The sequence below is a fragment of the Embleya sp. NPDC050493 genome, assembly GCF_044458105.1.
In the GTDB taxonomy this organism is placed as follows: Bacteria; Actinomycetota; Actinomycetes; order Streptomycetales; family Streptomycetaceae; genus Embleya.
Genome location: NZ_JBITHP010000004.1, coordinates 458,759 through 481,752 on the forward strand (window position 1 = coordinate 458,759; position 22,994 = coordinate 481,752).

Sequence of the window (22,994 nt, forward strand, 5' to 3'; positions counted from 1 at the left end):
GGTTGTCTGTGTTCAGGGCCGAGAAGACAGATTTCAGGGGAAAGCCCCCGCGAATAATCGAAGGAGTGCTCCATGACTGAAAATTCCGTCGCCCCGGCCCCTGACCATGAGGAGTCTGCGCCGAGGCGCTGTCCGTTGTGGTGCAGCGGGGACGGACAGGCACACAACGCCGGAGCCCACATGGGCAAGGGCGCGGAGCTGTCCGTGCCAAAGCGCCACATCGGCTCGACGACTCCCTTGCTCGCGGCCGAAATCCTGCGACTCTTCGAACAGCAGGACGCCAGCGAAACCCCGCAGGTCAACTGGTCTGCGGTCGGCGACCTGGACCTCTCGGAGGGTGAACTCAACTCCATCATCACGAACATCGAGCGGTTCGCACTGCAACTGCGTTATGTCAAACGCGAGTTGACTATCGCGCGGGTCGCAAAGCCGATGCCCGCCCTGGATGGCCCGTACGTTCAAGAGCCGCCAGCGTCACGCAGCGCGACCACCATGCCGTGTCCATCATGGTGCACGAGCTACGGCATCGCGCATGACGAGCAGTGGCTGGAGGACCGTGACCACTACGGACCGTCTCCGGAAATCGAGCTGTCCCTCGAAAACCCCGGCCGCGACTTCCTGAAGAACCTCATGCCCGCGACGGTGAGCGTGTCTTGCAAACAGCGCGCGTTCATGGACAGCCCCGAAATCGAACTCGAACTCGGCACCGACCGCGGCGCGTTCTGCCGGATCTCCCTGGGAGAAGCCCGTGAGCTGCACGCCATCCTCGGCGGGATGATCAACGACGCCGCCGCACACGCACGCCCCGGATTCCTTCCCCCGCTCGACGAGCTGCTCGCCGACGCCGGAGCGAAGGTCCTGGAAGACCCGAACCTGGACTGCCGATCCCGGGGCTACGGGGTCAGCGATCGCGAGGAACCGCGCCGTGCATGGATCTGCCTGCCACAAGGACTCTCGCCCGCGCTGCGTGAGGAGTACGTGCGGATCCTGCTCGCGGAACTAGAACACGGTCCCTCCGACACGCTCTGCGAGAACGCCGACCCGATCCGCTTCGTCGGCGACTGCCATGCAAGGAAGGCACTCACGGCACGCGTCAAAGCCGCGTAGCCAGCCACATCAAACGTATCCCGGTTCGCGGCATCAATCCCAAAACTCCGCAGCGCAGACACGGGTGAAAAAACCGTAAGCACGCTTACCCGACAGCCCATGGAGCCAACAGGCGAACGAGCATCAAGAACAGTTGTCGGTGTGCGACTGCCGATGCTATTTCTTCATCCTGGCGCCCGGGGCAGCCAGGATGAAGAACGGCTCGATGCTCGCACCCATTCACGAACAGCGCGTCGAAGGTGTTTGCCTACTCCTCCGAGGACCGCAGCGGGATCGGTGCATCGAAGACGTCGACAACGAACTCCGAGGTTCCGCTGCCCTCGAAGTCAACGTCCCTGTTGCTGTGAAGCAGCGTATGGACTCTGACCCAATGCCCTTTGGCGCTCTCGGCGTCCGCCACCCCGAGTGCACCACGAACGGGTCCAAGATCGGCGAGCGGCTGTTGGCTCGTCCAGGTTTCCAGAAGCTTCACCTCTTCGGGAAGCGCCCATGTACGCGGCTCGGCACTGGCCGGCACGGAGACCTCGTCGTTGCGCAACTGGATTACCCAACCGATTTCGCCATCGTTGTTGCGCTCGTTCGACATGCGAATACCGAGCCCGATCATGTAGGCGCCCTCCAGGTAATCCTCGATCTCGTCGTCAAGCCGGCTGAAGTAGACGGCCGTGCGAACGATGTCGATCGGTCCGTATTCGGTGAAGGCTCCGACCTCGAGTGGGCAGTTATCCTTGAGGTACTTCTGCGCGGCCATACACACCGGCCTGGGAACGCGGTCCAACATTGCTTGGAGAGCCGTGTCGTCCCGGTCGGCCAGGTAGCTGTTGAGGGCCCCGACGAGGTCCTCAGTCAGATGGAGATCACCCGCCCCCAGCGTAGTAACCGCCTCCAGTCGATCGTGGGGGTCCTTGATGAGGGCGAATACTCTGCTCCGGCTCGGGCTCGTGTGCGCGATGAACGAATAAACCATTACCTGTCCCACCAGACGTCTCAGAAGCGGCTACACGACGCACCTGTGCGTCGGCGCCGCCGAAGTAAAGGAAGCCCGCGCATTGACGTGTCGTTCGAGCTACCAGCTCGTTCGCATGGTCAACCAGGCGGGTCGCTGTCACACCCGGCACTTCGGCCCGGGTCTGCATAGCGACGACAAGCTACCAAGGCCCGGCCGTGGCGGCAACGCCGAACAAGCGTGAGAGCTCAGATGCTCTGGGGTCGAGGCCCGGCCCCAGGGGCAACGGCGCCGCGGTGTTGACGCCGAATCCGAGCCGGTGACCTCACGGTCAGAAGGGCACCCGTACGGCGCGCTTCGTGATGCGAGGATCCATTGACGCTGTTCGCCGGGGCAGGTTGCCTTCCACGATCCTCTTCCCCGACTCGGCATTGCCCTTTACCGTCGAAAACATGGCCAACGGGGTGTTCCATACCGGCTACGGCGTAACCGTCGATCTCACCCACGCGGACCTGGGCAATCCGGACCGCCCGACTCTGTTGGAAGAGATCACCACGTCGGTGAAGCAGCGGGATCGGACACTCCTGCAGTGTCTGCAAGACCACGCCGGGGGCGATTGCGTGTGCGCATTGTCCGACAAGACACCGTGGATGTTCGTGCGCCGGCAGCACGTGAACGGCGCGACGATCCTGGTCGCCGTCCACCTACCGGTCACCCACGTGGCGACGCCTGAGGAAAGCGACAAGCACAAGGCGATGAAGGAGCGTATCGCCCGTGCCGCGTCCCGACACGGACTGCACGTCGAAGTGGAGGCGCGCTCGACGGACGGTCGAATCGTCACCGACGTACTGGTCGGCGGAACCGAAGGCCGCCGGATCGGCTGGGAGGCCCAGTACTCCCCGATCAGCGCCACCACCGTCCGACGCCGCTCCGACTCTGCGCGTGACAACGGCATCACCCCTTTGTGGGTCACCGGCGACGACAAGTCCGCGCTCATCGACCGCGCGCCCTGGGCCCGTGTCGACAACGTCCCTTGGCAGCGCATCCTCTCGCCCCTTGCCCTGCTCGTTCGGGCCGGCGTACGACACCTCCAGGTGTGGAAGTGCACGGCAGGTAGCGAGCGCCCGTGCCCCGAGGGCCGCGGCGCATGCGAACGGTTCCACAGCGGCTGGTTCCTGCCCGCCTTGTGCCTGCCCCAGGAACGGGCCACCGCCCTGGACGAGCTGGTCGTCACCAGCGCCGACGGCGAACACGTGGCCGTACGCACCCGCAACCGACAGGATGCAGGGCGCGTCGCCCATCTCTGGGCCCCCGCGGACGACGTCCGCCGATGGCAGGCCATCATCGGCGAAGAAGAGGAGAAGGAGGACGATTCCGCGTCCGACACGTCGGACACCCTCACCTTCACCGAACGGGAACTGGACAGCTCCTGCCGCTACGGCGACCGAAGTCGGCCCACCGATGGCCGAGCTCCGCGCCGCGACTCGGCGGACGCGGCTGGACTACACACTTTCGACGAGGCGCCTGCCGTACTCTTCCGCAGTCCACGGCAACCGGTACGGCTCCATCTGACGGACCGTGAACGTGCGACGATCGCAAGGCAATTGCGCTGCCCGTCATGGGAGATCGGCCCCTGCGTGCTTTGCGCAGAGCCCATTCATCGCTACGGACGCAATTGCGGAATGACGTGCCTCACCTGCCAGAGGGCGTCCAACCGAAGATAGGTTGCCGAGAGTCGAAGTCAGGCCTGAGTCAGGGCCGGATCCCCGCTCTCGCGAACCGGGACGGCGGACGCCAGCGCTGCGGCGCCGCGCTGTTGCGGCACCTGAGGGGTCAACCCGGCGGCGGTCGAGGCGATGAAGGAGGTCGGCATCGACATCTCCAACGCGACCCCCAAGGTTCTCACCACCGAGGCCGTCCAAGCCTCCGACGTCGTCATCACCATGGGCTGCGGCGACGCCTGCCCGATCTTCCCCGGCAAGCGATACCTCGACTGGGCCCTGGACGACCCGGCCGGCCAGGGCGTCGAGGCGGTGCGGCCGATCCGCGACGAGATCGAGAAGCGCATCCGCGTCCTGATCGGCGAACTGACCGGCGACCCGGCATAGGGCCGGACCGGGGCCGTCAAGTCCGTCGTATCGCCGGCTCGGTTCGATCCTCGGCGCGGGTCGGCCGGCGGTGCGGTCCTCGTGGCTGGCCCCTGCCGTGATCACAGTGGGGTGTCGGACGTCGAATAATCCCGGCCCGGTGTCCGCAACTGCCGCTACCGTCATGCCATGTCATGGGATGCCGGAAATGGCCTGGCCGATCCGCGTGGTGTGATCGGGGTTTCGCGATGACCGAGTTGATCAGCCGAGCCACTCGCAGCATCTTTCGGCGTCTGATGACCGACAGCTACGTCGGCGAGATCGCCACCGCGTTCCAGGACGAGGGGTTCGCACCGAATCCCGACAGCACCTACGAGGACTCGAGCATCCGCCGACAGACCACCCAGACCTATCTGGAGTCGGTCGACTGGACCGACCCGGGCCATGTCGGCCGGGTCCTGCGCGTGTTCGAGCGGCTGCTCGACGACTGGGACCCGGACGGGCTGCGGAGCCTGCGCAACGCGCTCCTGCGCGACGGCTACGCCACCGATCCCGAGACCGGCCACATCACGCCCGTCGGCGCGCGGCTGGCGGTGGGCAACCTGGCACACCTCAAGGACGCGTCCGCGATCCGCGAGCAACTCGCCCGGATCCAGCGGGCCGTGCTGGACGACCCGGCCCTGGCGGTGGGCAGCGCGAAAGAACTCATCGAGTCCACCGCCAAGGTCGTCCTCACCGAACGCGGCGTCCCCGTCGACGACACCATGGGCATACCCGCCCTGGTCAAGGAGGCCCAGCAACTCCTGGACCTGCACCCCTCGGCCCACACGCCCGGGCCCGACGGCAGCGACGCCATCAAGCGCATCCTGGGCTCGGTGTCGGGCATCGCGATCGGACTCGCGGAACTGCGCAACCGCGGCTACGGCACCGGCCACGGACCGGCCACCACCCGCGTGGGGCTCCGGCCCCGACACGCACACCTCGCGGTCAACGCCGCCCTGACGTGGTGCCAGCTCATGCTCGACACCCTCGCCGACCCCGAAGCCCCCTGGCAGACCCGCGCCCGAGCCGAGGCCGCCGCACAGGCCGGCCCGCCGTGACCACCAACGACCACACCGTGCCGCAGATGTACCTGCGCCGGTTCGCCGAACAGCGCCGCAACCGCGGCCACTTCACCGTCGCCCGCCCGGTGGAGGACCCCACGAAGTCCTTCGAGTCGAACGTACGCAACGTCGGCGCCGTCAAGGGCTTCCACTGGGCGGTCGACGACCGGGGCCGCGAGCATCACGACGCGGAGAAACTGTTCACGCGCATCGAGACCGCGGCGACCCCGGTGTTCAGCACCCTGTTGGACGACGCGGACCACGCGTTGCCGCACCGGCCGCTGTCGAGATCGGACCGCCGGCGGCTGTCGTGGTGGATCGCCGCGCAACTCCTGCGCACGACACGGCAGCGCAAGCGCTTCGCGCACCTGGCCGCCGCCGCGGACGGCGCGGCCCTGCCCGCGTCCGCGGGGGTGCGGTCGTTCGCCGCGAACAACCCGCACCTGCAATTCGTCGGGGAGTTGCTGGAACCGGTCGCGCGAATGGTTCACGATCGTCCGTGGGGGTTCGGTTTCAGTGACGTGTGCCTGCTCACCGGCGACGTCCCGGCGGTGATCCTCAACGGTCACGACCACCGCGACCAGATCGCCTCGGCCGCCCACTGGGACATCCTCCTCCCGCTGGATCCACACCGGTTCCTCTTCCTGCCCGGCCCCGGAATGCTGGACGACCCGGCCAAACGCCTCGACCACCGCCTCCACCTGCCAGGCTGCATGAGCCTGTTCCTGAGCGATGCGATCTTCGAAGCCGCGGACCGGCAGATCTTCCGCCACCCACACCACGACCCACTGCGGCACAAACAACTCGAACTCGCGGCCCGCCTGCCCACTCCGTGGACGGACGGCCGGGATCGTGAGGGACCCGGCTACGTCCTCGAATACCCCGTGATGCCACGAGGGTTCACGATCGAGCGACGCTGGACCCGGGAACACCCGCCCGATCGCGAATAGAGCACGGGCGGGCCTCCGATCACGGCCCTGGTCGTCAGCCGACCGGTATCACCGTTTTCAGGATGCTGCCGACCAGGCCCAGGCGATCGTGGACGAGGGTGAACCAGGCCCAGGTGCCGCGCTTGTCCTTGGTGAGCAGGCCGGCGTCGACCAGGAGCTTGAGGTGGTGGCTGATCGTGGGCTGACACAGGCCGAGGGAGTCGGCGAGGTCGCACACGCACGCCTCGCCGCCCGGGGCGGCGGCGATCAAACTCAGCAGTTGCAGGCGAGTGGGGTCGGCGACGGCCTTCAACGTGGTGGCCAGGGTCTCGGCGTCCGAACCTGCGAGAGGCACCGCGCCCGCGGTGCTGTGGCATGTGGTGTCCTGCTCGCTTGTGGTCACCTTTGCATCGTTCACCATCTAACTTTACGGAAGGTGAACCGAAACCCGGTCCGAGGTGAACGCCGCCCCTAGGCGCCGCATAGGAGCCGGTAACCCAGGCCCCGCACGGTGTCGATCCGGCAGCAGCTCGACGGCGGCTCGGGCAGGCGTCGGCGCAGGCGGGCCATGTGGACGCTGACGGTGTTCGAGTCCGGCATCCGTAGACACTCATCTATCTTCTCTGGTGGCGGCTGTCTGTGACACCGATCGAACTTGACGCCTTGAACGCTGTTCCTCGTCATTTCACGACAGAACCGGGCCGCGACCGTGCAATTCTCCTGAGCTGCCAGGAGCCGAGGTGTGTGGTTGGCGTTGCGCACTCGCGGCGTGAGTATGTGGTGGATCTCGCGACCACCACCCACGTCGAGGCGGCGTCTCGGCCACGCGTTCAGATTCCGGTCCACCTCCTGTAGTGACCGTTCCGAGTCCGGTTTTGCGTCGGTCGCAGCACGACAGCTCGCCGGTCGGTTCCGCAGATGCTCCGAGTCGGGCTCTGGTGGCGCCGAAGGCACCGCGTCCGCGACGAACCCACCGCGGCGGCCTGCACGGCTGAACGGTCAGTTCCACTCGATCGTTTGATCTACCACCGCACAGGGTGACCCAGCTGGCATCTCCGAGGCAGGAGTGAAAAACCCGAGCAACTTCTCGTTGATCTCGTTGGTTGCCAGGGCCCCGACGCGACCGCGGCACGTCGACAACCTTCTCGGGCACCTGCCGAGTCCACGGGTCGGAACGCCCGCCTATCAGGGCGCGGAGAACCAATCGTTCGAGGCGAATCCGGTGTTTGCCGACCGGGCGGGACCTTGTGATGAAACCATCGCATGACGTATTCGGTCGAAGCGGGCAGGAGATTCCTGTGCACACCAGACGTCCACATCAGGCCGCGACTCACGAAGTGACCCGAGACGCTGAAGGCGTCCACGACCACGAGATCGATACACGCGCCTGGACAAGACCCACGGACGAGGAAGTGATCGCGGCATTGGACGAGTGCAGTGGGCCGGTAAGTACCAGCGTGGTGGCCTGCAAGGTCCAAGCCATGCGGAGAAGGTCCTCTCCCAACTCCTTCGAGCACGTCGCGAGAGTGACTCTCAAGCGCCAACTCGACAGCCTGGCCACGAACGGGCGGATCGTATCGGCCACCGCGGAGCAACTGCGAAGTATGGGTATGCAGCCGCCTCCGGATTGCGCCCCGATCTTTTGGTACCTGCCCTGGAAATCAGCGCTGCGGCGGTTCGGCGACAGCCTCATGCTCGCCAAGGACGGACTTCGCCGAGCGGAAGAACAAGCCCTGTTGGCTCTACGTGCCCGCCACACCGAAGAGTTCGAAGAGATCCTCAATTCCATCCTCGACGAGATTCTCCCCGCTCTGCCCGAGAGTGACTCTCTCAGCCCCAGCTTCGAGGCGCCGTGACGCGCCCCCGCCCCTCGTGGCATGGCAGGCAATCGGCGGCACTCGCCCCTGCAACCCAGACTCTGGGCACAGACGATTCGAAGTAGACGCCGGTCACCGCTCACCCCGGATACGGATCGACACGTCTTCTGGGCTTGGGCCGGAACACAGGCCCTGACGGTGAGTGGCATATTCCGGGAGGAAGCGCTCCGCGATCGCGTTCGAAGATCAAGGCGAGACCGACACGCCGACCGCCCGGGGCGATCGAGACTGCCGATCCGAGCTGGTCACGACCACGAGGATGATTCGGCGGCCTTGGAGGCGAACAGGCCCTACCTGTCGGGGTGGTAGCGTTTTTGGCCAGACGGCTTCGGTCGTCGATCGGTAGGTGCGCCAGGGGGGGCCTTGCGCACCGGTCTTGTCTCGTTGCTGCTCCGCGTCGCCAACTGGGTTCCACGGGTGACCGGTGTCGAGCCAACCCCCCTTTCCTACTGCCAGGAGCGTCATGTATCTGCTCAGAATCCGCGTCAAGAACTTTCGCAATTTCGCGGATCTGGAGATCGACCCGCTGCCTACCCCTGCGGTGATTGTGGGAGAGAACGGGATCGGCAAGAGCAACCTGCTCGATGCGCTGCGTCTGCTGCTCGACCCGGATTTGCCGCGCCGCAAGCGGAAGTTGCAGCCGGACGACATCCACTCCGGAGCGGGCAAGCTGGCGGACGGAGTCGAGGTGACCGTCGAGGTGGACCTCGCCGGCTTCGACGACAGCTTCGACGCCCGCGCGGAGCTGGAAGGGGCGATCATCAGCGAGGAGCCGTTGGTCGCTCGCTTGACGTATGTCTTCGGCCCCAAGGAGTCGTGGACCGGGTCGACGGTGCCGTTGACCGTCGACGATTACGACTGGAAGATCTTCGGCGGCGACGATCGTCAGCGGGGCATGGTCGACGCGATGCGCTACGTCGGCCTGTCGGTGCTCCCGGCCCTGCGCGACGCCGAAGGAGACCTGGCCCGATCGGACCGCAGCCCCCTCACCCGGATGCTGCGAGAAATGCCTCCGTCGCCAGCGAACGTCGAGGCGGCCCTGAGAACCATGCAACAGGCGCGCTTGGACCTGGGCAAGGACCCGAATGTCCGCAAGATCGCCGAACTGATCGGTGCCCGCGTCGCCAAGATGGGAGGTCCGCGCGCGAGTCTTGAACCCACGTTGGCATTCATCGGTCGCGACGACGAACTCCTGCGCAGCATACGTATATTCATAGACGGAGCTGCCACGTGCGGGGTGGATCGGGCCTCGACCGGCACCGCGAACGTCTTGTATCTCGCCTTGCTCTTGGAGCGGCTGCAACTGCGCCGAGGCGCCGTCGACGGCGAGGACACGCTCCTCGCGGTGGAGGAGCCGGAAGCTCATCTGCACCCGACCCTGCAGCGACACCTGTTTGCCCACCTGCTGGGTGAGCCCACTCGACTCGTCCTGACCACACACAGCCCCCACATCGCGGCGGTCAGCCCGTTGGAGAGCCTCGTCCTGCTGATGGAGCAAGACGAAGCCACGGTGGCGCGAGTGCTCCGTCCGGGCTTGCTCGCTCCGACCCAACTCGCCGACATGCAGAGGTACATGAACGTTCACCGCGCCGAGATGTTGTTCGCGCGGGCCTCCATCCTGGTCGAGGGCGCGGCCGAGACATACATCCTGCCCGCGATCGTGCGTGCCGCCGGATTCGACCTGGACACCCACGGCATCGTCGTGGTCAACGTCGAGGGAACCGACTTCCTGCCCTACGCGCGGTTGTTGGGGCCTTCCGGCTGGAACCGACCCTTTCGGATGCTCACCGACGGTGACGCAACCGACCACGAGGCACAAACCTCGCGTGAACCGGGGCTCGCCCGCGCCAAGGACGTCATCGGTGTCATCGGCAAGGCCGGGGATACGACGGCTTTCACCAACGACCTCGACAAGCTCTGCGAGGAACCGCTGCCCGCCTTGAGCGCCGGACGCCCCGGACGAGCGGCACTGGTCTCCACGGCTGCCGAGTTCGGAGTCTTCGTCAGTTGCGACACCCTGGAGATCGACATCCTCCCGCTCCTGGCACAGGAGATGAAGGAAGCGTTCAACGAATTTGCCGAGGGTCCGATCCGCCGCTCGAACTTCGCCGACGCCGTGGACCGTGCCGCCCTCGAAGGCACAGAGGAAGACCGCAAGTTCGTCCTCGCCAGGATCGACGAGATCGGCAAGGGCCGCTACGCCCAACGGCTTGCCGCCCACGTCGAAGGCATCGACTTGTCCGCCCGGATTCGTATGCTGCTCGGCAACGCTCCGGAGGACAAGCCCGTATCCACCGCAGACCTTCTCGCCTTGCACGGAAGCGGGCCGCTCCTGGCTCTGCTGGACACCGTCCGGCGTGAAGCGGAGGGGCTGGGCCTGTCCCCGACACCGAACGAGATCCAGGAGGCCGCAGGTACCGGCGAGGCGTCGGCTGAGGAGGTACCCCCGGCCGTTCCGGAGCCGGTGACCGCGACTCCCTGACCCCACACCCGGCGAGCCGCCCCCGGAAGGAGAGATCATGAAAGACCTCGCGACCGGACCGGGCAAACTCCGCCGCCCCGACACCCTGCTCGCACCGGAACTCGCACGCGAACTCGCCAGTCTCCACAGCGACCAGCGCGACGCCGCCTTGACCGGAGGCAACCTGCTCATGGTTGCCGGCCCCGGCGCCGGCAAGACCCGAACCGTGGCCGCACGGATCGCATACCTGCTCGCCACCACCAGTACGCGCCGCGGGGTTGCCGCCCTGAGCTACACCGACAAGGCGGCATCCGAGGTGACCGAAAGACTCCGCCGACTGGGAATCGCCCCCGGACGCCGGCTGGCCAGCGGTACCGTCCACTCGTTCTGCCTGATCCACATCCTCAAGCCCTACGCCCGATTCACGAGCGTTCCCCCTCCCCAGGGCTTGACCGTCCTCGACGACCGGTCCTGTAGCGCGCTGTGGAGAGCGGCCGGATACGAGGCCGGCTTCCGCGTCGACCGGAACGCAATCACGGAACTTTCGAAGGCCCGTCGCCTCCTCGCCGTGGGCCAGTCCACCGCAGTCCGGGCGGACTACGCCGAGGCCGTGCGTTGCTACGAACAGAAGCTCGTCGAGAGCCACGCCATGGACTTCGACTCGATGCCCATCCGAGCCCTGCGCGTCCTGCGCGAGAGCAAGCAGGCGGCACAGATGCTCACGGCCCGCTTCCCGTACCTGGTGGTTGACGAGTATCAGGACATGGGGCCCGTACCGCACGCGATCGCCCTCGAACTGCTCGGCGCGGGGACCCAACTGACCGCACTGGGGGACTCGGATCAACTGGTCTTTGCCTTTCAAGGCGCGGACAGCCGCTATATGGAGGAACTGGGAACCAGAGACGACTTCACGACGATCCGACTGTCGGTGAACTTCCGGAGCGGCAGCGCGATCGTCGCTGCGGGCCACCAAGCACTCGGTCGGGCGCGCGACGACCGGGCCGATATCGCGCGTGGGACCCCGGGCACCGTCACCAGAATGCACGTCACCGGGGGAATCCACGAACACGCACGAGTAACGGCCGAGATGGTCCGTGCGCGGATAGACGCGGGCACCCGCGCCGAGGACATCGCCGTACTGCACAGGGGCGGACAGAGCACACCGGCCCTGCTTACCTCGGCGTTGGAGCGAGCTGGCATCGCCTGTGACGTGGAGAAGTCGCGACGGATACCCGACGGGCCGCTGATGAACCTGGTCTCACGTTGCGCGGCCCGCCGCCTCGCGGGTCCCACCCTCGGCGCGTCTGCGAACGCGGACAAGACCGACCAGCGTCGTGCCGTAGCACCACATGTGCGCAGGCTCGGCAGTGACTGGCAGCGGAAACTTGTCGAGTCCGGTCACAGCTCAGCCGAGAAGACACCCAGGGCTTTGTACATCGCACTCCTGACCGTCCTGGACGCACCTGACCGGGAGGATGCACCTTCGGATGCAACGGCTTTCATGAGGGCCCTGGCGGAACTCCTCGACTTGGATCACCTCGCAGCCGGGAGTTCGGACCAGCGCGACCGGTCGGTGCCGGCGGACTTGCGTACCTTGTGTGAAGCCGGATTGACGATGGCCGAACTATCCGGGGAACGCGCTCCCGGACAAGTCGCGGTCACGACCTACCACAGCTCCAAGGGAAGGGAGTTCGATGTGGTCGTCCTTCCCTGCCTCGTCAACGGAATCCTGCCGCACTATCACGAACGCGGCGTCAGGCTCGGCCACGCACGCAACGCGTTCTACGTGGCCGTGACGCGGGCCCGTCACGAAGTCGTACTCGTCAGCGGAGACCAGTACACGGACAGCAATGGAAGAAGCCGGTACGAGGGCCCGTCACCATTTCTCATCGGAATCACCGCCCATCGAGACGATCGTCCCGCCTAGAAGTCGTTTCATTTGGCGTGTTCGCTATTCTGGCGTGTGTGACGACGCTTGTGGAGCGGTTGGTGCCGGACGAGTTGTGGGAGTTGTTCGAGCGCGTGGTGCCGTCGAAGCCGACCCGGCCGCAGGGCGGTGGCCGTCGAAGGTACGGGGATCGCGAGGTGTTGGCCGGGATCGTGTTCGTGGCGACGTCGGGTTGCACGTGGCGGCAGCTGCCGCCGGTGTTCGGCGCCTCGTGGCAGACGATCTACCGGCGGTTCGCGGAGTGGAGTCGGGCGCGGGTGTGGGCGAAGCTGCACCGGATCCTCCTGGACGAACTCGGCGCACGTGGCGCGTTGGACTGGTCGCGGTGCGCGGTGGACTCGGTGAACATGCGGGCCCTCAAAAAGGGGAGTTGACGGGTCCGAATCCTGTGGATCGGGGCAAGTACGGGTCGAAGATCCACCTGCTGACCGAACGCACCGGTCTGCCCCTGTCGATCGGGATCTCCGGTACGAACACCCACGACAGTCAGGCCTTGATACCCCTGGTCGAGGGCATCCCGCCGATCCGCTCCCGCCGCGGACCCCGCCGCCGAAGGCCTGCCAAACTCTACGGCGACAAGGCCTACGACCACCGCTTCATCCGCGCGTTCCTGCGCAAGCGACGCATCACCCACCGCATCGCCCGCCGCGGCATCGACTCCTCCCAACGCCTGGGCCGGCACAGATGGGTCATCGAGCGGACAGTGTCCTGGCTCAACGCGTTCCGTCGTCTTCACCGCCGATACGAAATCAAGGCCTCGCACTTCGGAGCGTTCGTCAGCATCGCCGCCGCATTCATCTGCTACCGCAGATACGCCAAATGAAACGACTTCTTAGTAGCGGCCAAGTTCCGCCGGCCGGTGGCGCCCGACATGCCTGCGATGTCCAACGCTCCTTTTCCCCGGGCCTTTTGTCATGTACGAGGCTCAGCCGTTCGAGCGGTGCTGGGGAGTGGGTGCGAACGGGATGACCATCCGAATGCCTTGCTCAAGGACTACCGGATATGGCGCGCAGGACCGCGGCTCAGTAGGGCAGTCCGAAGCCGGACTCCACGTCTCCACCGTCGGATTCGACAGTGATCGCACGGCGGAGTCGATGGTTGAAGAGGAGTCCGAGTTCGGGCCGGAGCCGACCAGGGGTCCGGACCCGGACCGTCGTTGGGCGGACTCACCGAACCGAGACGCGCCTCGCTCCGTTCGATCTCCGTCCGATGACGCCTGTGCCCGCACTCACTGCCCCGGGGCGTGCGACGGCGTGGTCATCAAGCGCCAGGGACAGACTCTGCACTCGACACGGTACGTAACCGGCCATCGCGACCCCCGCGTTCTGTCCATGACGCCTCTCGTCTCGACTCGCGGAGAGCGCCGTGGGTGATGCCGGAAAACCCGCCCCGCAGCACCCACGTTTTGCCTTCACTGCGCAAACCTCACCGGCGCTCCGTGAGACCATGGATGTCGAGCAACTCGTCGAAGACCAAGACGAATCGACGCCGCGGATCGAACGATCGCATCACGCCGGTCGACCCCTCGATCTGCCGGGCGAGACTCGGGTCGACAACTCCGAGCCCTCCGTGAGGGTTGTGGTTCCCGAGGCTCCGCCGGTCGTGACGGCGCCGGTGGCGAGAGCTCTCCTGCGCCTGCTCGTGTCGGTGCGGGATCAACGTCAGCAGGGGCGAAGTACCGGTGGCTCATCCACCGATGACGAGGAATCGTCGTGACGACTCTGTTTGCCTTCGCCGGGCGCGTATCCACTGAGGATCAACAAGACCCCGATGCATCCCGAAACTGGCAACTCGGTCGCGCCCAGGCCCTCATCGAGCCCACCGGCGGCCGGGTCGTGGCCGAGTACTTCGACGTCGGGGAATCACGGTCCCTGCCGTGGAAGCGCCGACCTCGCGCGGCAGCCCTGCTACGGGCGCTGAAGGACCCGGACCGCGGCTTCGACGCGGTCGTCATCGGCGAACCCCAACGCGCCTTCTACGGCAACCAGTACAGCCTCACGCAACCCGTATTCGCGCACTACGGCGTCGGGTTGTGGGTGCCCGAGGTCGGCGGCCCCATCGACCCCACCTCCGAGGCCCACGACATGATCATGTCGGTCTTCGGCGGGATGTCGAAAGGCGAACGCAGCCGCATCAAGGTTCGCGTGCGCGCCGCGATGGCCGCCCAGGCCCGCATCGAAGGCCGCTTCCTCGGCGGTCGCCCCCCGTACGGCTACCGCCTCGTCGACGCCGGCCCGCACCCCCACCCGGGGAAGGCCGCCGACGGGCGGCGCCTGCACCGCCTGGAACCCGACCCGGACACCGCACCCGTCGTCGTGTGGATCTTCACCGAGTACCTCGCGGGCCGGGGGCTCTACGCCATCGCCGAGGAACTGACCCGTTCCCAGATCCCTTGCCCTTCGGCCCACGACCGCAAGCGCAACCCGCATCGCCCCGGCCTCGCATGGTCCAAGGGCGCAGTCCGGGCCATCCTCACCAACCCCCGCTACACCGGCCACCAGGTGTGGAACCGGCAACGCAAGGACGAAGTACTGATCGACGTCGAGGACGTCGCCCTTGGCCACGAGACCCGCATGCGGTGGAACAACCCGGACGACTGGGTCTGGTCCACCGGCCTGGCACACGAGCCGATCATCGACATCGAGACCTTCCGCCGAACGCAGGTGATCCTCTCCGGCCGCGGCAGCACCCGGAAGACGCGCGACCGTCACCCCACACCCCACTGCTATCAACTCCGCCGGCGCCTGTCCTGCGGCATCTGCCGGCGACGCATGCAGGGCCAGCAGAGCAAGGGGCTCCTCTACTACCGGTGCCGCTTCCCCAAGGAGTACGCCCTCGCCGGGAGGGTCCAGCACCCGGACAACGTCTATGTCGCCGAGCGGGATCTCATCCGGCCGCTCGACGCTTGGCTCGCCGGTGTCTTCGCCCCCGAGTGCCTCGCCGACACCATCGAGCAGATGTACAGCGCACAGCCCGACCCCGACCAATCCCTCGCAGCGAAGGAGGCAGCTCTGGTGATCACCGACTGCGACCGAAAGCTCACCCAATATCGCGCGGCCCTCGAAGCCGGCACCGACCCCCAGCTCATCGCGACCTGGACCGCAGAGGTTCAAGCCACCCGCGCCCAAGCCCTCGCCCGCACCCACAGCCTCACGGGCGGTCGACGCATGGAGAGGGAGGAGGTGGAAGCCCTCGTGCGTGACATCGGGGACATCCCGGCTGCGCTCGCCGAGGCGGAACCACAGCTCAAGGCCAGCACCTACGACGCCCTTGGGCTGCAGCTCACGTACGACCCCGGAACGCAACAAGTGCGGGTCGAAGCAAGCTTCGACCCGCACAAGTTGGGGTTATGGTCTGTGTCCGAGGGGGGACTTGAACCCCCAAGCCCTTTCGGGCACTAGCACCTCAAGCTAGCGCGTCTGCCAATTCCGCCACCCGGACCGGGTGGTCTCCGCGTGTGTTTCGTGCGGCGACGTGGAGAACCATATCAAAGATCCGGAGGGGAGTCGGACCGGGACCAAAGGGGGCTGACCTGGGGCTTGGCGGAGGTGGTGGATTCGGGGCGGGGCGGGAGCGGGGTGGGTTCGCCAGGGTTCGCCATGCCCCGTTCGGTGGATGGGGTACGGCAGAAATGGTTGGCGATGTCGAGCGACGACGTTTTCGTGAGTCGGAGGCCCTTCAGCTACCCGACCGCGCCGAACAGTGCCTTGTAGCCGGCCTGATCGAGGCCGGATTCGGACGGTCGGCCGGCCGGTCTGAATCGGTGCCAACTGCCGTGTTCGAAACGCCTGTTCCCGTGCCTCCCCTCCTGCTGCCGCTCAGGCCGGACCGAGCAGTCGCGCCTCTTCTGTCGCCGACAGGCCGCCGGACAAGGGGGGTTCGCCTCGGGCGCGGTCCCAGGCCAGTACGTCGGCTGCGGTCGTGGACAGTGGGGTGGTCGGCAGTCCGGCGGCGCGGGCGCGGGCGGCGCTGCGTTGGCGGGTGTGCCATTGCTCCTTCGGGCAGACCAGGGGGAACGGGCCGGGGACCGCGTCGGGGGAGACCGGCACGATCTCCACCTCGGTGCCCGCCACCTGTGCGCAGACGCCGATCAGGTCGGCCAGCGTGGTCGGTTCGGCCGGGCCGACCGCGTGGAAGGCGCCCGGTCGGTCGTCGATCAGCAGGCGGGTGACCAGGCGGGCCAGGTCGCGCGAGTCGACCACCTGGATCGGCTGTTCGGGTCGGCCCGGCAGTGCGATCCGTCCGCCGCGGGCGGCCCGGCGGGACCAGTACGTGAAGGTGTCCTGCACGTCGTGCGGGCCGGCCACCTTGCCCGGCCGCACGATCGTCGCGCGCTCGCCGTACCGGGCGAGTACGTCGTCCTCGCAGGCGACCTTGCATGGTCCGTAGGTGTCGTTGTCGAGCACCTCGGTGTCGCGAACGGGTGCGCGCCGAGGGGTGTCCTCGTCCGAGCCGGGGCCGATGCCGGACTGGACGTAGACCGCGTGGCTGGAGACGAACAGGTACCGGCCGACCCGGTCGCCGAGTACCGCCATCGCCTGTCCGACGTGGCGCGGGACGTACCCGCTGACGTCCACCACAGCGTCCCACTCGCCCTCGCGCAGCGCGGTGTAGTCGCCGGTGTCGCGATCGCCGATCCGTCGGGTCGCCTCGGGGAAGAGTTCCGTGCCGGTGCGGCCGCGGCCGAAGAGGGTCACCTCCGCGCCCTCGCGCAGCGCGTCCTCGACGATCGCTCTTCCGACGAACGCGGTGCCTCCGAGTACAAGAATTCGCATGGTTCGTGACCGTACCGGGTCGGGCGGGCGGAGCGTGGCGACCGTGGTCCTGTCAATTGTGGTTGACAGGCACTCCGTGTCAACGTAGGTTGACATGCATGACCGAAGCAACCGACCTCGCCAGCCGTGCGGGGGATCGCGATCCACGGGTGGGCCTACGGGCCGTGGCCGCGCTGCGCCGGCTGCTCGAACAGCTCGAGGCCGTACAGGTGCGCAGTGCGCGTGTACAGGGCTGGTCGTGGCAGGAGATCGCCGCGGAACTCGGAGTGAGCCGGCAGGCAGTGCACAAGAAGCACGGGAGGAACTGATGTTCGAGAGGTTCACGGGCAGCGCTCGGGGCGTCGTGTACGGGGCCATCGAGCATTCGCGGCGGGCCGGGCACGCCTGCGTGGAGGAGGAGCACATGCTTGCGGCGCTGTTGGACGCGGAGGGTACGCGGACCTCCGTCGCCCTCGCCACGATCGGCTTCGTGGCGAGCCGCGACGAGATCGAACGCGGGTTGGCCCGGGCCCGGCGGCGCGGCGGCATCTCGCAGGCCGACGAAGCCGCGCTCGCCGACCTCGGGATCGACGTGGGCGAGATAGTCGCGCGCGTCGAACAGACGCACGGCGAGGGTGCGTTGGCGCCGGTTCGGCGGACCCGGCGGCTGTGGCCGTTCGGCGGGGGGCGGACCGGGCACGTGCCGTTCACGTCGGGTGCCAAGAAGGTGCTGGAGCAGTCGCTGCGCGAGTCGGTCGCGCGCGGAGAACGGCACATCGGCGACGAGCACGTCCTGCTCGCGTTGACGGCCCGGCCGGGGGTGGTGGCGGACCTGCTCGCGGAGTACGGCGTCACCCACACGGCGGTGCTGAGGGCACTGGCGCCCAAGGCCCAGGCGGGTTGACCGGCGCCTTCGTCCGACATCGACCCGACGCCAAAGGACGGCGAGAGCCGGGCCCTTCACGAGCCCGGCTCCCACACGTCCGCCGACCACCCCGACCGGCCTACCCGGTGACGGGGCGACCGGCCCACCTACCGACCAACAGGCCTACCGTCCAACAGGCCTACCGTCCAACAGGCCTACAGGCCAACAGGCCTACCGACCCACAGGCCCATCCACCGACCGGCCTCACTCCACCAACCCGGCCCGCCGCAGCGCATCCGCGATCGCCCCGCCGCCCCCGGCCGGCCCCTGCGGACCCCGGGTCTGCTTCGGCGGCGTGCCGCCCCGTCGTCCCTGACCCCCGCCGCTCCCACCGGCCGCACCACCGTTGCCCCCCTGACGCGCACCGCCCTGCCGGCCGTCTCCCGACCGCCCACCCCGCTGCCCATCGCCGCGCTGCCCGTCACCGCGCCGCCCATCGCCCTGCGGCCGACCCTCGCGCGAGCCGGCTTCGGGACGCGACCCGCGCTCCGGGCGCGGCCCGCGCTCGCCACGATCCGTGCGCGACCCGCGCTGTTCCGCCTCGTCCTCCAGGCGCAGCGTCAGCGAGATCCGCTTGCGCGGGATGTCCACGTCGAGCACCTTGACCCGGACCACGTCGCCCGACTTGACCACGTCGTGCGGGTCGCTCACGAACGTCTTCGACATCGCCGAGACGTGCACGAGGCCGTCCTGGTGCACGCCGACGTCCACGAACGCGCCGAACGCGGCCACGTTGGTGACCACGCCCTCCAGGAGCATCCCGGGTTGCAGGTCCGACAACTTCTCGACGCCCTCCTTGAAGGTCGCCGTCTTGAACGCCGGTCGCGGGTCGCGTCCCGGCTTCTCCAATTCGCGCAGGATGTCGGTCACCGTCGGCAGGCCGAACTTCTCGTCGGTGAACGCCTTCGGGTCCAGCGCGCGCAGCCGGGGCGCCGCGCCGATCAGGGTCCGGACGTCACCGCCCGCCGCCGCGGCGATCTTGCGCACCACCGGGTACGCCTCCGGGTGCACCGAGGACGAGTCCAGCGGGTCGTCGCCGGCCGGGATCCGCAGGAAGCCCGCCGCCTGCTCGAACGCCTTCGGGCCCAGCCGCGCGACGTTCTTCAGGTCGCGCCGGGTCTTGAACGGGCCGTTGGCGTCCCGGTGTTGCACGATGTTCTCGGCCAGCGTCGCACCGATCCCGGAGACCCGGGTGAGCAGCGGCGCGGACGCGGTGTTGACGTCCACGCCGACCGCGTTCACGCAGTCTTCGACCACCGCGTCCAGCGACCGGGACAACTTCAGTTCGGACAGGTCGTGCTGGTACTGCCCGACGCCGATCGACTTCGGGTCGATCTTGACCAACTCGGCCAGCGGATCCTGGAGTCGGCGAGCGATGGACACCGCGCCGCGCAACGACACGTCCAGGTCCGGGAGTTCCTGGGAGGCGAAGGCCGAGGCGCTGTACACCGACGCGCCCGCCTCGGACACCATCACCTTGGTCAGGCCCAACTCCGGGTGCTTGGCGATCAGTTCGGCGGCCAGCTTGTCGGTCTCGCGCGAGGCGGTGCCGTTGCCGATCGCGATCAGGTCCACCCGGTGCGCGGCGGCCAGCTTCGCGAGGGTGGCGATCGACTCGTCCCAGCGGCGGCGCGGCTCGTGCGGGTAGATCGTCTCGGTGGCGACCACCTTGCCGGTGTCGTCGGTCACCGCGACCTTGACCCCGGTACGCAGACCCGGGTCCAGGCCCATCGTGGCGCGGGTGCCGGCCGGCGCCGCGAGCAGCAGGTCGCGCAGGTTGGCCGCGAACACCCGGACCGCCTCGTCCTCGGCCTCCTGCCGCAGCCGACCGCGCAGGTCGATGCCCAGGTGCACCAGGATCCGGGTACGCCAGGCCCAGCGCACGGTGTCCGCGAGCCACTTGTCGGCCGGGCGGTCCCGGTTGACGATGCCGAACGTGTGCGCGATCGAGCGCTCGTACTCGGTCGGTCCGTCGACCTCCTCGTCCGTCGAGGGGGCGAGGGTGAGGTCGAGGACGTCCTCCTTCTCGCCGCGGAACATGGCCAGGATCCGGTGCGAGGGCAGTCGGGTGAACGGCTCGGCGAAGTCGAAGTAGTCGGCGAACTTGGCGCCCGCCTCCTCCTTGCCCTCGCGCACCTTGGCCACGACCCGTCCGCGGGTCCACATCTTCTCGCGCAGCGCGCCGATCAGGTCGGCGTCCTCGGCGAACTTCTCGACCAGGATCGAGCGCGCGCCGTCCAGCGCCGCCTGGGCGTCGGCCACGCCCTTGTCCGCGTCGACGAACGCCTCGGCCGCGGCGGCCGGGTCGCGCGAGGGGTCGTTCAGCAGCCCGAGCGCCAGCGGCTCCAGCCCGGCCTCGCGGGCGATCTGCGCCTTGGTCCGGCGCTTCGTCTTGTAGGGGAGGTAGATGTCCTCCAGCCGGGCCTTGGAGTCGGCGGCCAGGATCTGCGCCTTGAGCGCGTCGTCCAACTTGCCCTGCGCCTCGATCGCGGCGAGCACGGCGGTGCGGCGCTCGTCCAGCTCGCGCAGATACCGCAGCCGCTCCTCCAGATTGCGCAGCTGCGTGTCGTCCAGGGTCCCGGTGACCTCCTTGCGGTACCGGGCGATGAACGGCACGGTCGCCCCACCGTCGAGCAACTCGACCGCGGCCCTGACCTGCCCCTCCCGAACCCCGAGCTCCTCGGCGATCCGCCGATGCACATCCACCCGCGCGACCTGCTCCGAACCCTGCTGCCCAGACACCGACATCGTCACGTCCCGATCCACCTCATCACCATGCCTCACCCCCGGCATTCTCCCGGGCCCGCCCACGTTTGTCGTGCAGCGGGGCCGTGGTGCGTCCCGCGCGAACACTCGCCGCGGCCCGCTGCTCGTACGCCGAGAACGAAATCCGGACGAGGCCGGCCGCGCCGATGGCTACGACGGGTCCTCGCGCAGGGCCGGGACGCGGGTGGGGCGGCGGCGTTTTTGGGCTTCGAGGAGGGGGAGGGTGCGCATCGGGACGACCTCGGACAGGACGATCACGCTCGTGGAGCGGACCACCTCAGGGATGCGGTTGATGTCGATCAGGATCTGTTGCAGGTCCTGGTTGGAGGTGGCGGCGATCCGACAGTGCACGTCGCCGATGCCGGTGGTGCCGTACGCCTCCAGGACCTGGGGGACCGCGCTCAGTGCGGTGGCCACGCCGGACAGGCCGCCCTGGGCGATCTCCAGTGTGACGAAGGCCAGAACCGGGTATCCGGCGGCGACCAGATCGACCTCGGGGCCGTAGCCGGTGATCACTCCGGCGGCCTCCATGCGCTCCAGGCGGGCCTGGACCGTGGCACGCGAGACCCCGATCACCCGGGACAGCTCCAACATGCCCGCACGTGGGTGCTGCCGGCCCGCCCGAATGAGACGCACGTCCAGCTCGTCGAGCTTACTGCGCGAATCCTGAAGATCGTCTCGCATATGGCCGCCTCACCTAGGCAATGTGCACAGCTCCCGGGGTTGATGTTGTCAGATGTTGCATTCGGAAGTGTACTTCCGGCATCCGTTCCTTTCCGAGGGGATCGCGCGTCATGAGCACCTTCACCACCCTTGAGGACACCGACGCCCTCGTCGGCGCCGTCGAGCACGACCCGGCGGGAGACCCCTTCCCGGTCGTCGCGATGGACCATGTTCGTTTCTTCGTCGGCAACGCCAAACAGGCCGCGCACTACTACTCGACGGCGTTCGGGATGACCTGCGTCGCCTACCGCGGGCCCGAGACCGGGTGCCGCGACGTCGCCGAGTACGTGCTCGTGTCCGGCAAGGCGCGTTTCCGCATCACCGGCGAGGTTCACGCCGGCACCGAGGTCGGCGTCGCGACCGCCGCCCACGGTGACGGCGTCTCCGACATCGCCATCGAGGTGCCCGACGTCGACAAGGCGATCGCCTTCGCGCGGGAGAACGGCGCGACCGTGCTGGTCGAGCCGCACGACGAGAGCGACGAGCACGGCACGGTGCGTACCGCGGTGCTGGCCACCTACGGCGAGACCCGACACACGCTGGTGGACCGGTCCGGCTACAAGGGCCCGTTCCTGCCCGGCTTCGTCGCCGCCGAGCCGCTGTTCCGCGGCAAGCCGGCCGGTCACCCCAAGCGCTACTTCCAGGCCATCGACCACTGCGTGGGCAACGTCGAACTGGGCCGGATGGACGAGTGGGTCTCCTTCTACAACCGCGTCATGGGCTTCACCAACATGAAGGAGTTCATCGGCGACGACATCGCCACCGAGTACTCCGCGCTCATGTCCAAGGTGGTCACCAGTGGCAACCACCGGGTGAAGTTCCCGCTCAACGAGCCCGCGGTCAGCCGCAAGAAGTCGCAGATCGACGAGTACCTCGAGTTCTACGGCGGCCCGGGCGTGCAGCACATCGCGCTGGCCACCGGCGACATCGTGGCCTCGGTGCGCGCGATGAGCGAGATGGGCGTCGAGTTCCTGTCCACTCCGGACAGCTACTACGACACGCTCGGGGAATGGGCCGGCGAGACCCGGGTACCGGTCGAGACGTTGCGCGAACTGAAGATCCTGGTCGACCGCGACGAGGACGGCTACCTCCTGCAGATCTTCACCAAGCCCGTCCAGGACCGGCCGACCGTGTTCTTCGAGCTGATCGAGCGGCACGGCTCGCTCGGCTTCGGCAAGGGGAACTTCAAGGCGCTGTTCGAGGCGATCGAGCGCGAGCAGGAGCGGCGCGGCAACCTCTAGGTCCGGTCCCCAAGGACAGGACCCAGGCCGTGGGGCCGCCGGTGCGCCCGGCGGGGCGGCGGCCGGGGGACGGGCGGGCGGGGCCCCGGGGGGGGGCGGGGGTGTGGGGCGTGCTGGGGGTCGTCCC

General features: G+C 67.9%; 20 protein-coding genes, 1 tRNA gene and 1 pseudogene. 14 read left to right on the forward strand and 8 right to left on the reverse strand.

Annotated features, from left to right (window positions below):
* The first annotated feature begins 72 nt into the window (after window positions 1-72).
* A complete protein-coding gene (locus ACIBM5_RS11885; protein ID WP_396006707.1) occupies window positions 73-1,107 on the forward strand; it encodes a DUF6907 domain-containing protein in 1,035 nt (344 codons plus the stop codon).
* 247 nt (window positions 1,108-1,354) lie between these two features.
* Here the strand turns inward: ACIBM5_RS11885 and ACIBM5_RS11890 are convergent, their stop codons facing one another.
* Window positions 1,355-2,074 carry a hypothetical protein gene (locus ACIBM5_RS11890; RefSeq protein WP_396006708.1) on the reverse strand — a complete coding sequence of 240 codons (720 nt, stop codon included), beginning with the start codon at window positions 2,072-2,074 and terminating at the stop codon, window positions 1,355-1,357.
* Window positions 2,075-2,505: 431 nt separating this feature from the next.
* Here ACIBM5_RS11890 and ACIBM5_RS11895 point away from each other — a divergent pair, with 431 nt between their 5' ends.
* Window positions 2,506-3,777, forward strand: coding sequence for a hypothetical protein (locus tag ACIBM5_RS11895; RefSeq protein ID WP_396006709.1), 1,272 nt, complete (start codon window positions 2,506-2,508; stop codon window positions 3,775-3,777).
* Between the two features lie 17 nt (window positions 3,778-3,794).
* Here the strand turns inward: ACIBM5_RS11895 and ACIBM5_RS11900 are convergent, their stop codons facing one another.
* Window positions 3,795-3,926, reverse strand: coding sequence for a hypothetical protein (locus tag ACIBM5_RS11900; protein ID WP_396006710.1), 132 nt, complete (start codon window positions 3,924-3,926; stop codon window positions 3,795-3,797).
* On the opposite strand from ACIBM5_RS11900, the pseudogene ACIBM5_RS11905 reads away from it, so the two are divergent.
* From ACIBM5_RS11905 to ACIBM5_RS11915, 3 genes and pseudogenes are all read left to right on the forward strand, one after another.
* Window positions 3,886-4,161: pseudogene (locus tag ACIBM5_RS11905) on the forward strand (phosphotyrosine protein phosphatase); the annotation flags it as partial. The gene ACIBM5_RS11900 and the pseudogene ACIBM5_RS11905 sit on opposite strands and share 41 nt — an antisense overlap.
* A 227-nt stretch (window positions 4,162-4,388) precedes the next feature.
* Window positions 4,389-5,240, forward strand: coding sequence for an abortive infection family protein (locus ACIBM5_RS11910; protein ID WP_396006711.1), 852 nt, complete (start codon window positions 4,389-4,391; stop codon window positions 5,238-5,240).
* Window positions 5,237-6,193 (forward strand): DUF4238 domain-containing protein, encoded by a 957-nt coding sequence (locus ACIBM5_RS11915; RefSeq protein ID WP_396006712.1) that lies wholly within the window; start codon window positions 5,237-5,239, stop codon window positions 6,191-6,193. The genes ACIBM5_RS11910 and ACIBM5_RS11915 overlap by 4 nt, the downstream gene beginning before the upstream one ends.
* A 34-nt stretch (window positions 6,194-6,227) precedes the next feature.
* Here ACIBM5_RS11915 and ACIBM5_RS11920 read toward each other — a convergent pair whose 3' ends face one another.
* A complete protein-coding gene (locus tag ACIBM5_RS11920) occupies window positions 6,228-6,590 on the reverse strand; it encodes an ArsR/SmtB family transcription factor (protein WP_396006713.1) in 363 nt (120 codons plus the stop codon).
* A gap of 53 nt (window positions 6,591-6,643) precedes the next feature.
* Window positions 6,644-6,772 carry a helix-turn-helix domain-containing protein gene (locus ACIBM5_RS11925; RefSeq protein WP_396006714.1) on the reverse strand — a complete coding sequence of 43 codons (129 nt, stop codon included), beginning with the start codon at window positions 6,770-6,772 and terminating at the stop codon, window positions 6,644-6,646.
* Window positions 6,773-7,470: 698 nt separating this feature from the next.
* Here ACIBM5_RS11925 and ACIBM5_RS11930 point away from each other — a divergent pair.
* The 6 genes from ACIBM5_RS11930 (at window position 7,471) to ACIBM5_RS11955 (ending at window position 15,859) form a co-directional block, all read left to right on the forward strand.
* Window positions 7,471-8,028 (forward strand): hypothetical protein, encoded by a 558-nt coding sequence (locus ACIBM5_RS11930; RefSeq protein WP_396006715.1) that lies wholly within the window; start codon window positions 7,471-7,473, stop codon window positions 8,026-8,028.
* A 484-nt stretch (window positions 8,029-8,512) separates the two neighbouring features.
* On the forward strand, window positions 8,513-10,531 hold the full coding sequence (locus ACIBM5_RS11935; protein WP_396006716.1) for an ATP-dependent nuclease: 2,019 nt from the start codon (window positions 8,513-8,515) through the stop codon (window positions 10,529-10,531).
* Window positions 10,532-10,568: 37 nt separating this feature from the next.
* On the forward strand, window positions 10,569-12,437 hold the full coding sequence (locus ACIBM5_RS11940; protein WP_396006717.1) for an ATP-dependent helicase: 1,869 nt from the start codon (window positions 10,569-10,571) through the stop codon (window positions 12,435-12,437).
* 50 nt (window positions 12,438-12,487) lie between these two features.
* A protein-coding gene (locus ACIBM5_RS11945) for an IS5 family transposase (protein WP_396006774.1) occupies window positions 12,488-13,281 on the forward strand; the annotation gives its coding sequence in 2 pieces (ribosomal slippage) (window positions 12,488-12,821 and window positions 12,821-13,281; 795 coding nt in all).
* Between the two features lie 542 nt (window positions 13,282-13,823).
* Window positions 13,824-14,174, forward strand: coding sequence for a hypothetical protein (locus ACIBM5_RS11950; protein ID WP_396006718.1), 351 nt, complete (start codon window positions 13,824-13,826; stop codon window positions 14,172-14,174).
* Window positions 14,171-15,859 (forward strand): recombinase family protein, encoded by a 1,689-nt coding sequence (locus tag ACIBM5_RS11955; protein WP_396006775.1) that lies wholly within the window; start codon window positions 14,171-14,173, stop codon window positions 15,857-15,859. The genes ACIBM5_RS11950 and ACIBM5_RS11955 overlap by 4 nt, the downstream gene beginning before the upstream one ends.
* On the opposite strand, the gene ACIBM5_RS11960 is transcribed toward ACIBM5_RS11955, so the two are convergent.
* Window positions 15,816-15,899 (reverse strand) — tRNA-Leu (locus ACIBM5_RS11960). The two genes, ACIBM5_RS11955 and ACIBM5_RS11960, sit on opposite strands and share 44 nt — an antisense overlap.
* Window positions 15,900-16,276: 377 nt before the next feature.
* A complete protein-coding gene (locus tag ACIBM5_RS11965) occupies window positions 16,277-17,233 on the reverse strand; it encodes an NAD-dependent epimerase/dehydratase family protein (protein ID WP_396006719.1) in 957 nt (318 codons plus the stop codon).
* Window positions 17,234-17,331: 98 nt separating this feature from the next.
* Between ACIBM5_RS11965 and ACIBM5_RS11970 the strand changes: the two genes are divergently transcribed.
* Both ACIBM5_RS11970 and ACIBM5_RS11975 read left to right on the forward strand, forming a co-directional pair.
* Window positions 17,332-17,541 (forward strand): helix-turn-helix domain-containing protein, encoded by a 210-nt coding sequence (locus ACIBM5_RS11970; RefSeq protein ID WP_026218136.1) that lies wholly within the window; start codon window positions 17,332-17,334, stop codon window positions 17,539-17,541.
* The gene (locus ACIBM5_RS11975) at window positions 17,541-18,116 is read left to right on the forward strand and encodes a Clp protease N-terminal domain-containing protein (protein ID WP_396006720.1); all 576 of its coding nucleotides are present in this window, start codon (window positions 17,541-17,543) and stop codon (window positions 18,114-18,116) included. Before ACIBM5_RS11970 ends, ACIBM5_RS11975 begins: the two co-directional genes overlap by 1 nt.
* A 225-nt stretch (window positions 18,117-18,341) precedes the next feature.
* Here the strand turns inward: ACIBM5_RS11975 and ACIBM5_RS11980 are convergent, their stop codons facing one another.
* On the reverse strand, window positions 18,342-20,885 hold the full coding sequence (locus ACIBM5_RS11980) for a Tex family protein (RefSeq protein WP_396006776.1): 2,544 nt from the start codon (window positions 20,883-20,885) through the stop codon (window positions 18,342-18,344).
* A 168-nt stretch (window positions 20,886-21,053) separates the two neighbouring features.
* Complete coding sequence (locus tag ACIBM5_RS11985; RefSeq protein ID WP_391589799.1) at window positions 21,054-21,587, reverse strand: Lrp/AsnC family transcriptional regulator; 534 nt, start codon at window positions 21,585-21,587, stop codon at window positions 21,054-21,056.
* Between the two features lie 200 nt (window positions 21,588-21,787).
* Between ACIBM5_RS11985 and hppD the strand changes: the two genes are divergently transcribed.
* Complete coding sequence (gene hppD / locus ACIBM5_RS11990; protein ID WP_396006778.1) at window positions 21,788-22,867, forward strand: 4-hydroxyphenylpyruvate dioxygenase; 1,080 nt, start codon at window positions 21,788-21,790, stop codon at window positions 22,865-22,867.
* Window positions 22,868-22,994: the final 127 nt, after the last annotated feature.

Excerpts from the sequence above, each read along its gene's own strand:
- ACIBM5_RS11985 (WP_391589799.1), bottom strand. The coding sequence starts at position 21,587 with ATGCGAGACGATCTTCAGGATTCGCGCAGTAAGCTCGACGAGCTGGAC.
- ACIBM5_RS11885 (WP_396006707.1), top strand. The coding sequence starts at position 73 with ATGACTGAAAATTCCGTCGCCCCGGCCCCTGACCATGAGGAGTCTGCG.
- ACIBM5_RS11890 (WP_396006708.1), bottom strand. The coding sequence starts at position 2,074 with ATGGTTTATTCGTTCATCGCGCACACGAGCCCGAGCCGGAGCAGAGTA.
- ACIBM5_RS11910 (WP_396006711.1), top strand. The coding sequence starts at position 4,389 with ATGACCGAGTTGATCAGCCGAGCCACTCGCAGCATCTTTCGGCGTCTG.
- ACIBM5_RS11925 (WP_396006714.1), bottom strand. The coding sequence starts at position 6,772 with ATGCCGGACTCGAACACCGTCAGCGTCCACATGGCCCGCCTGCGCCGA.
- ACIBM5_RS11965 (WP_396006719.1), bottom strand. The coding sequence starts at position 17,233 with ATGCGAATTCTTGTACTCGGAGGCACCGCGTTCGTCGGAAGAGCGATC.
- ACIBM5_RS11970 (WP_026218136.1), top strand. The coding sequence starts at position 17,332 with ATGACCGAAGCAACCGACCTCGCCAGCCGTGCGGGGGATCGCGATCCA.
- ACIBM5_RS11900 (WP_396006710.1), bottom strand. The coding sequence starts at position 3,926 with ATGCCGACCTCCTTCATCGCCTCGACCGCCGCCGGGTTGACCCCTCAG.
- ACIBM5_RS11895 (WP_396006709.1), top strand. The coding sequence starts at position 2,506 with ATGGCCAACGGGGTGTTCCATACCGGCTACGGCGTAACCGTCGATCTC.
- ACIBM5_RS11935 (WP_396006716.1), top strand. The coding sequence starts at position 8,513 with ATGTATCTGCTCAGAATCCGCGTCAAGAACTTTCGCAATTTCGCGGAT.
- ACIBM5_RS11975 (WP_396006720.1), top strand. The coding sequence starts at position 17,541 with ATGTTCGAGAGGTTCACGGGCAGCGCTCGGGGCGTCGTGTACGGGGCC.
- hppD (WP_396006778.1), top strand. The coding sequence starts at position 21,788 with ATGGACCATGTTCGTTTCTTCGTCGGCAACGCCAAACAGGCCGCGCAC.
- ACIBM5_RS11980 (WP_396006776.1), bottom strand. The coding sequence starts at position 20,885 with ATGTCGGTGTCTGGGCAGCAGGGTTCGGAGCAGGTCGCGCGGGTGGAT.
- ACIBM5_RS11940 (WP_396006717.1), top strand. The coding sequence starts at position 10,569 with ATGAAAGACCTCGCGACCGGACCGGGCAAACTCCGCCGCCCCGACACC.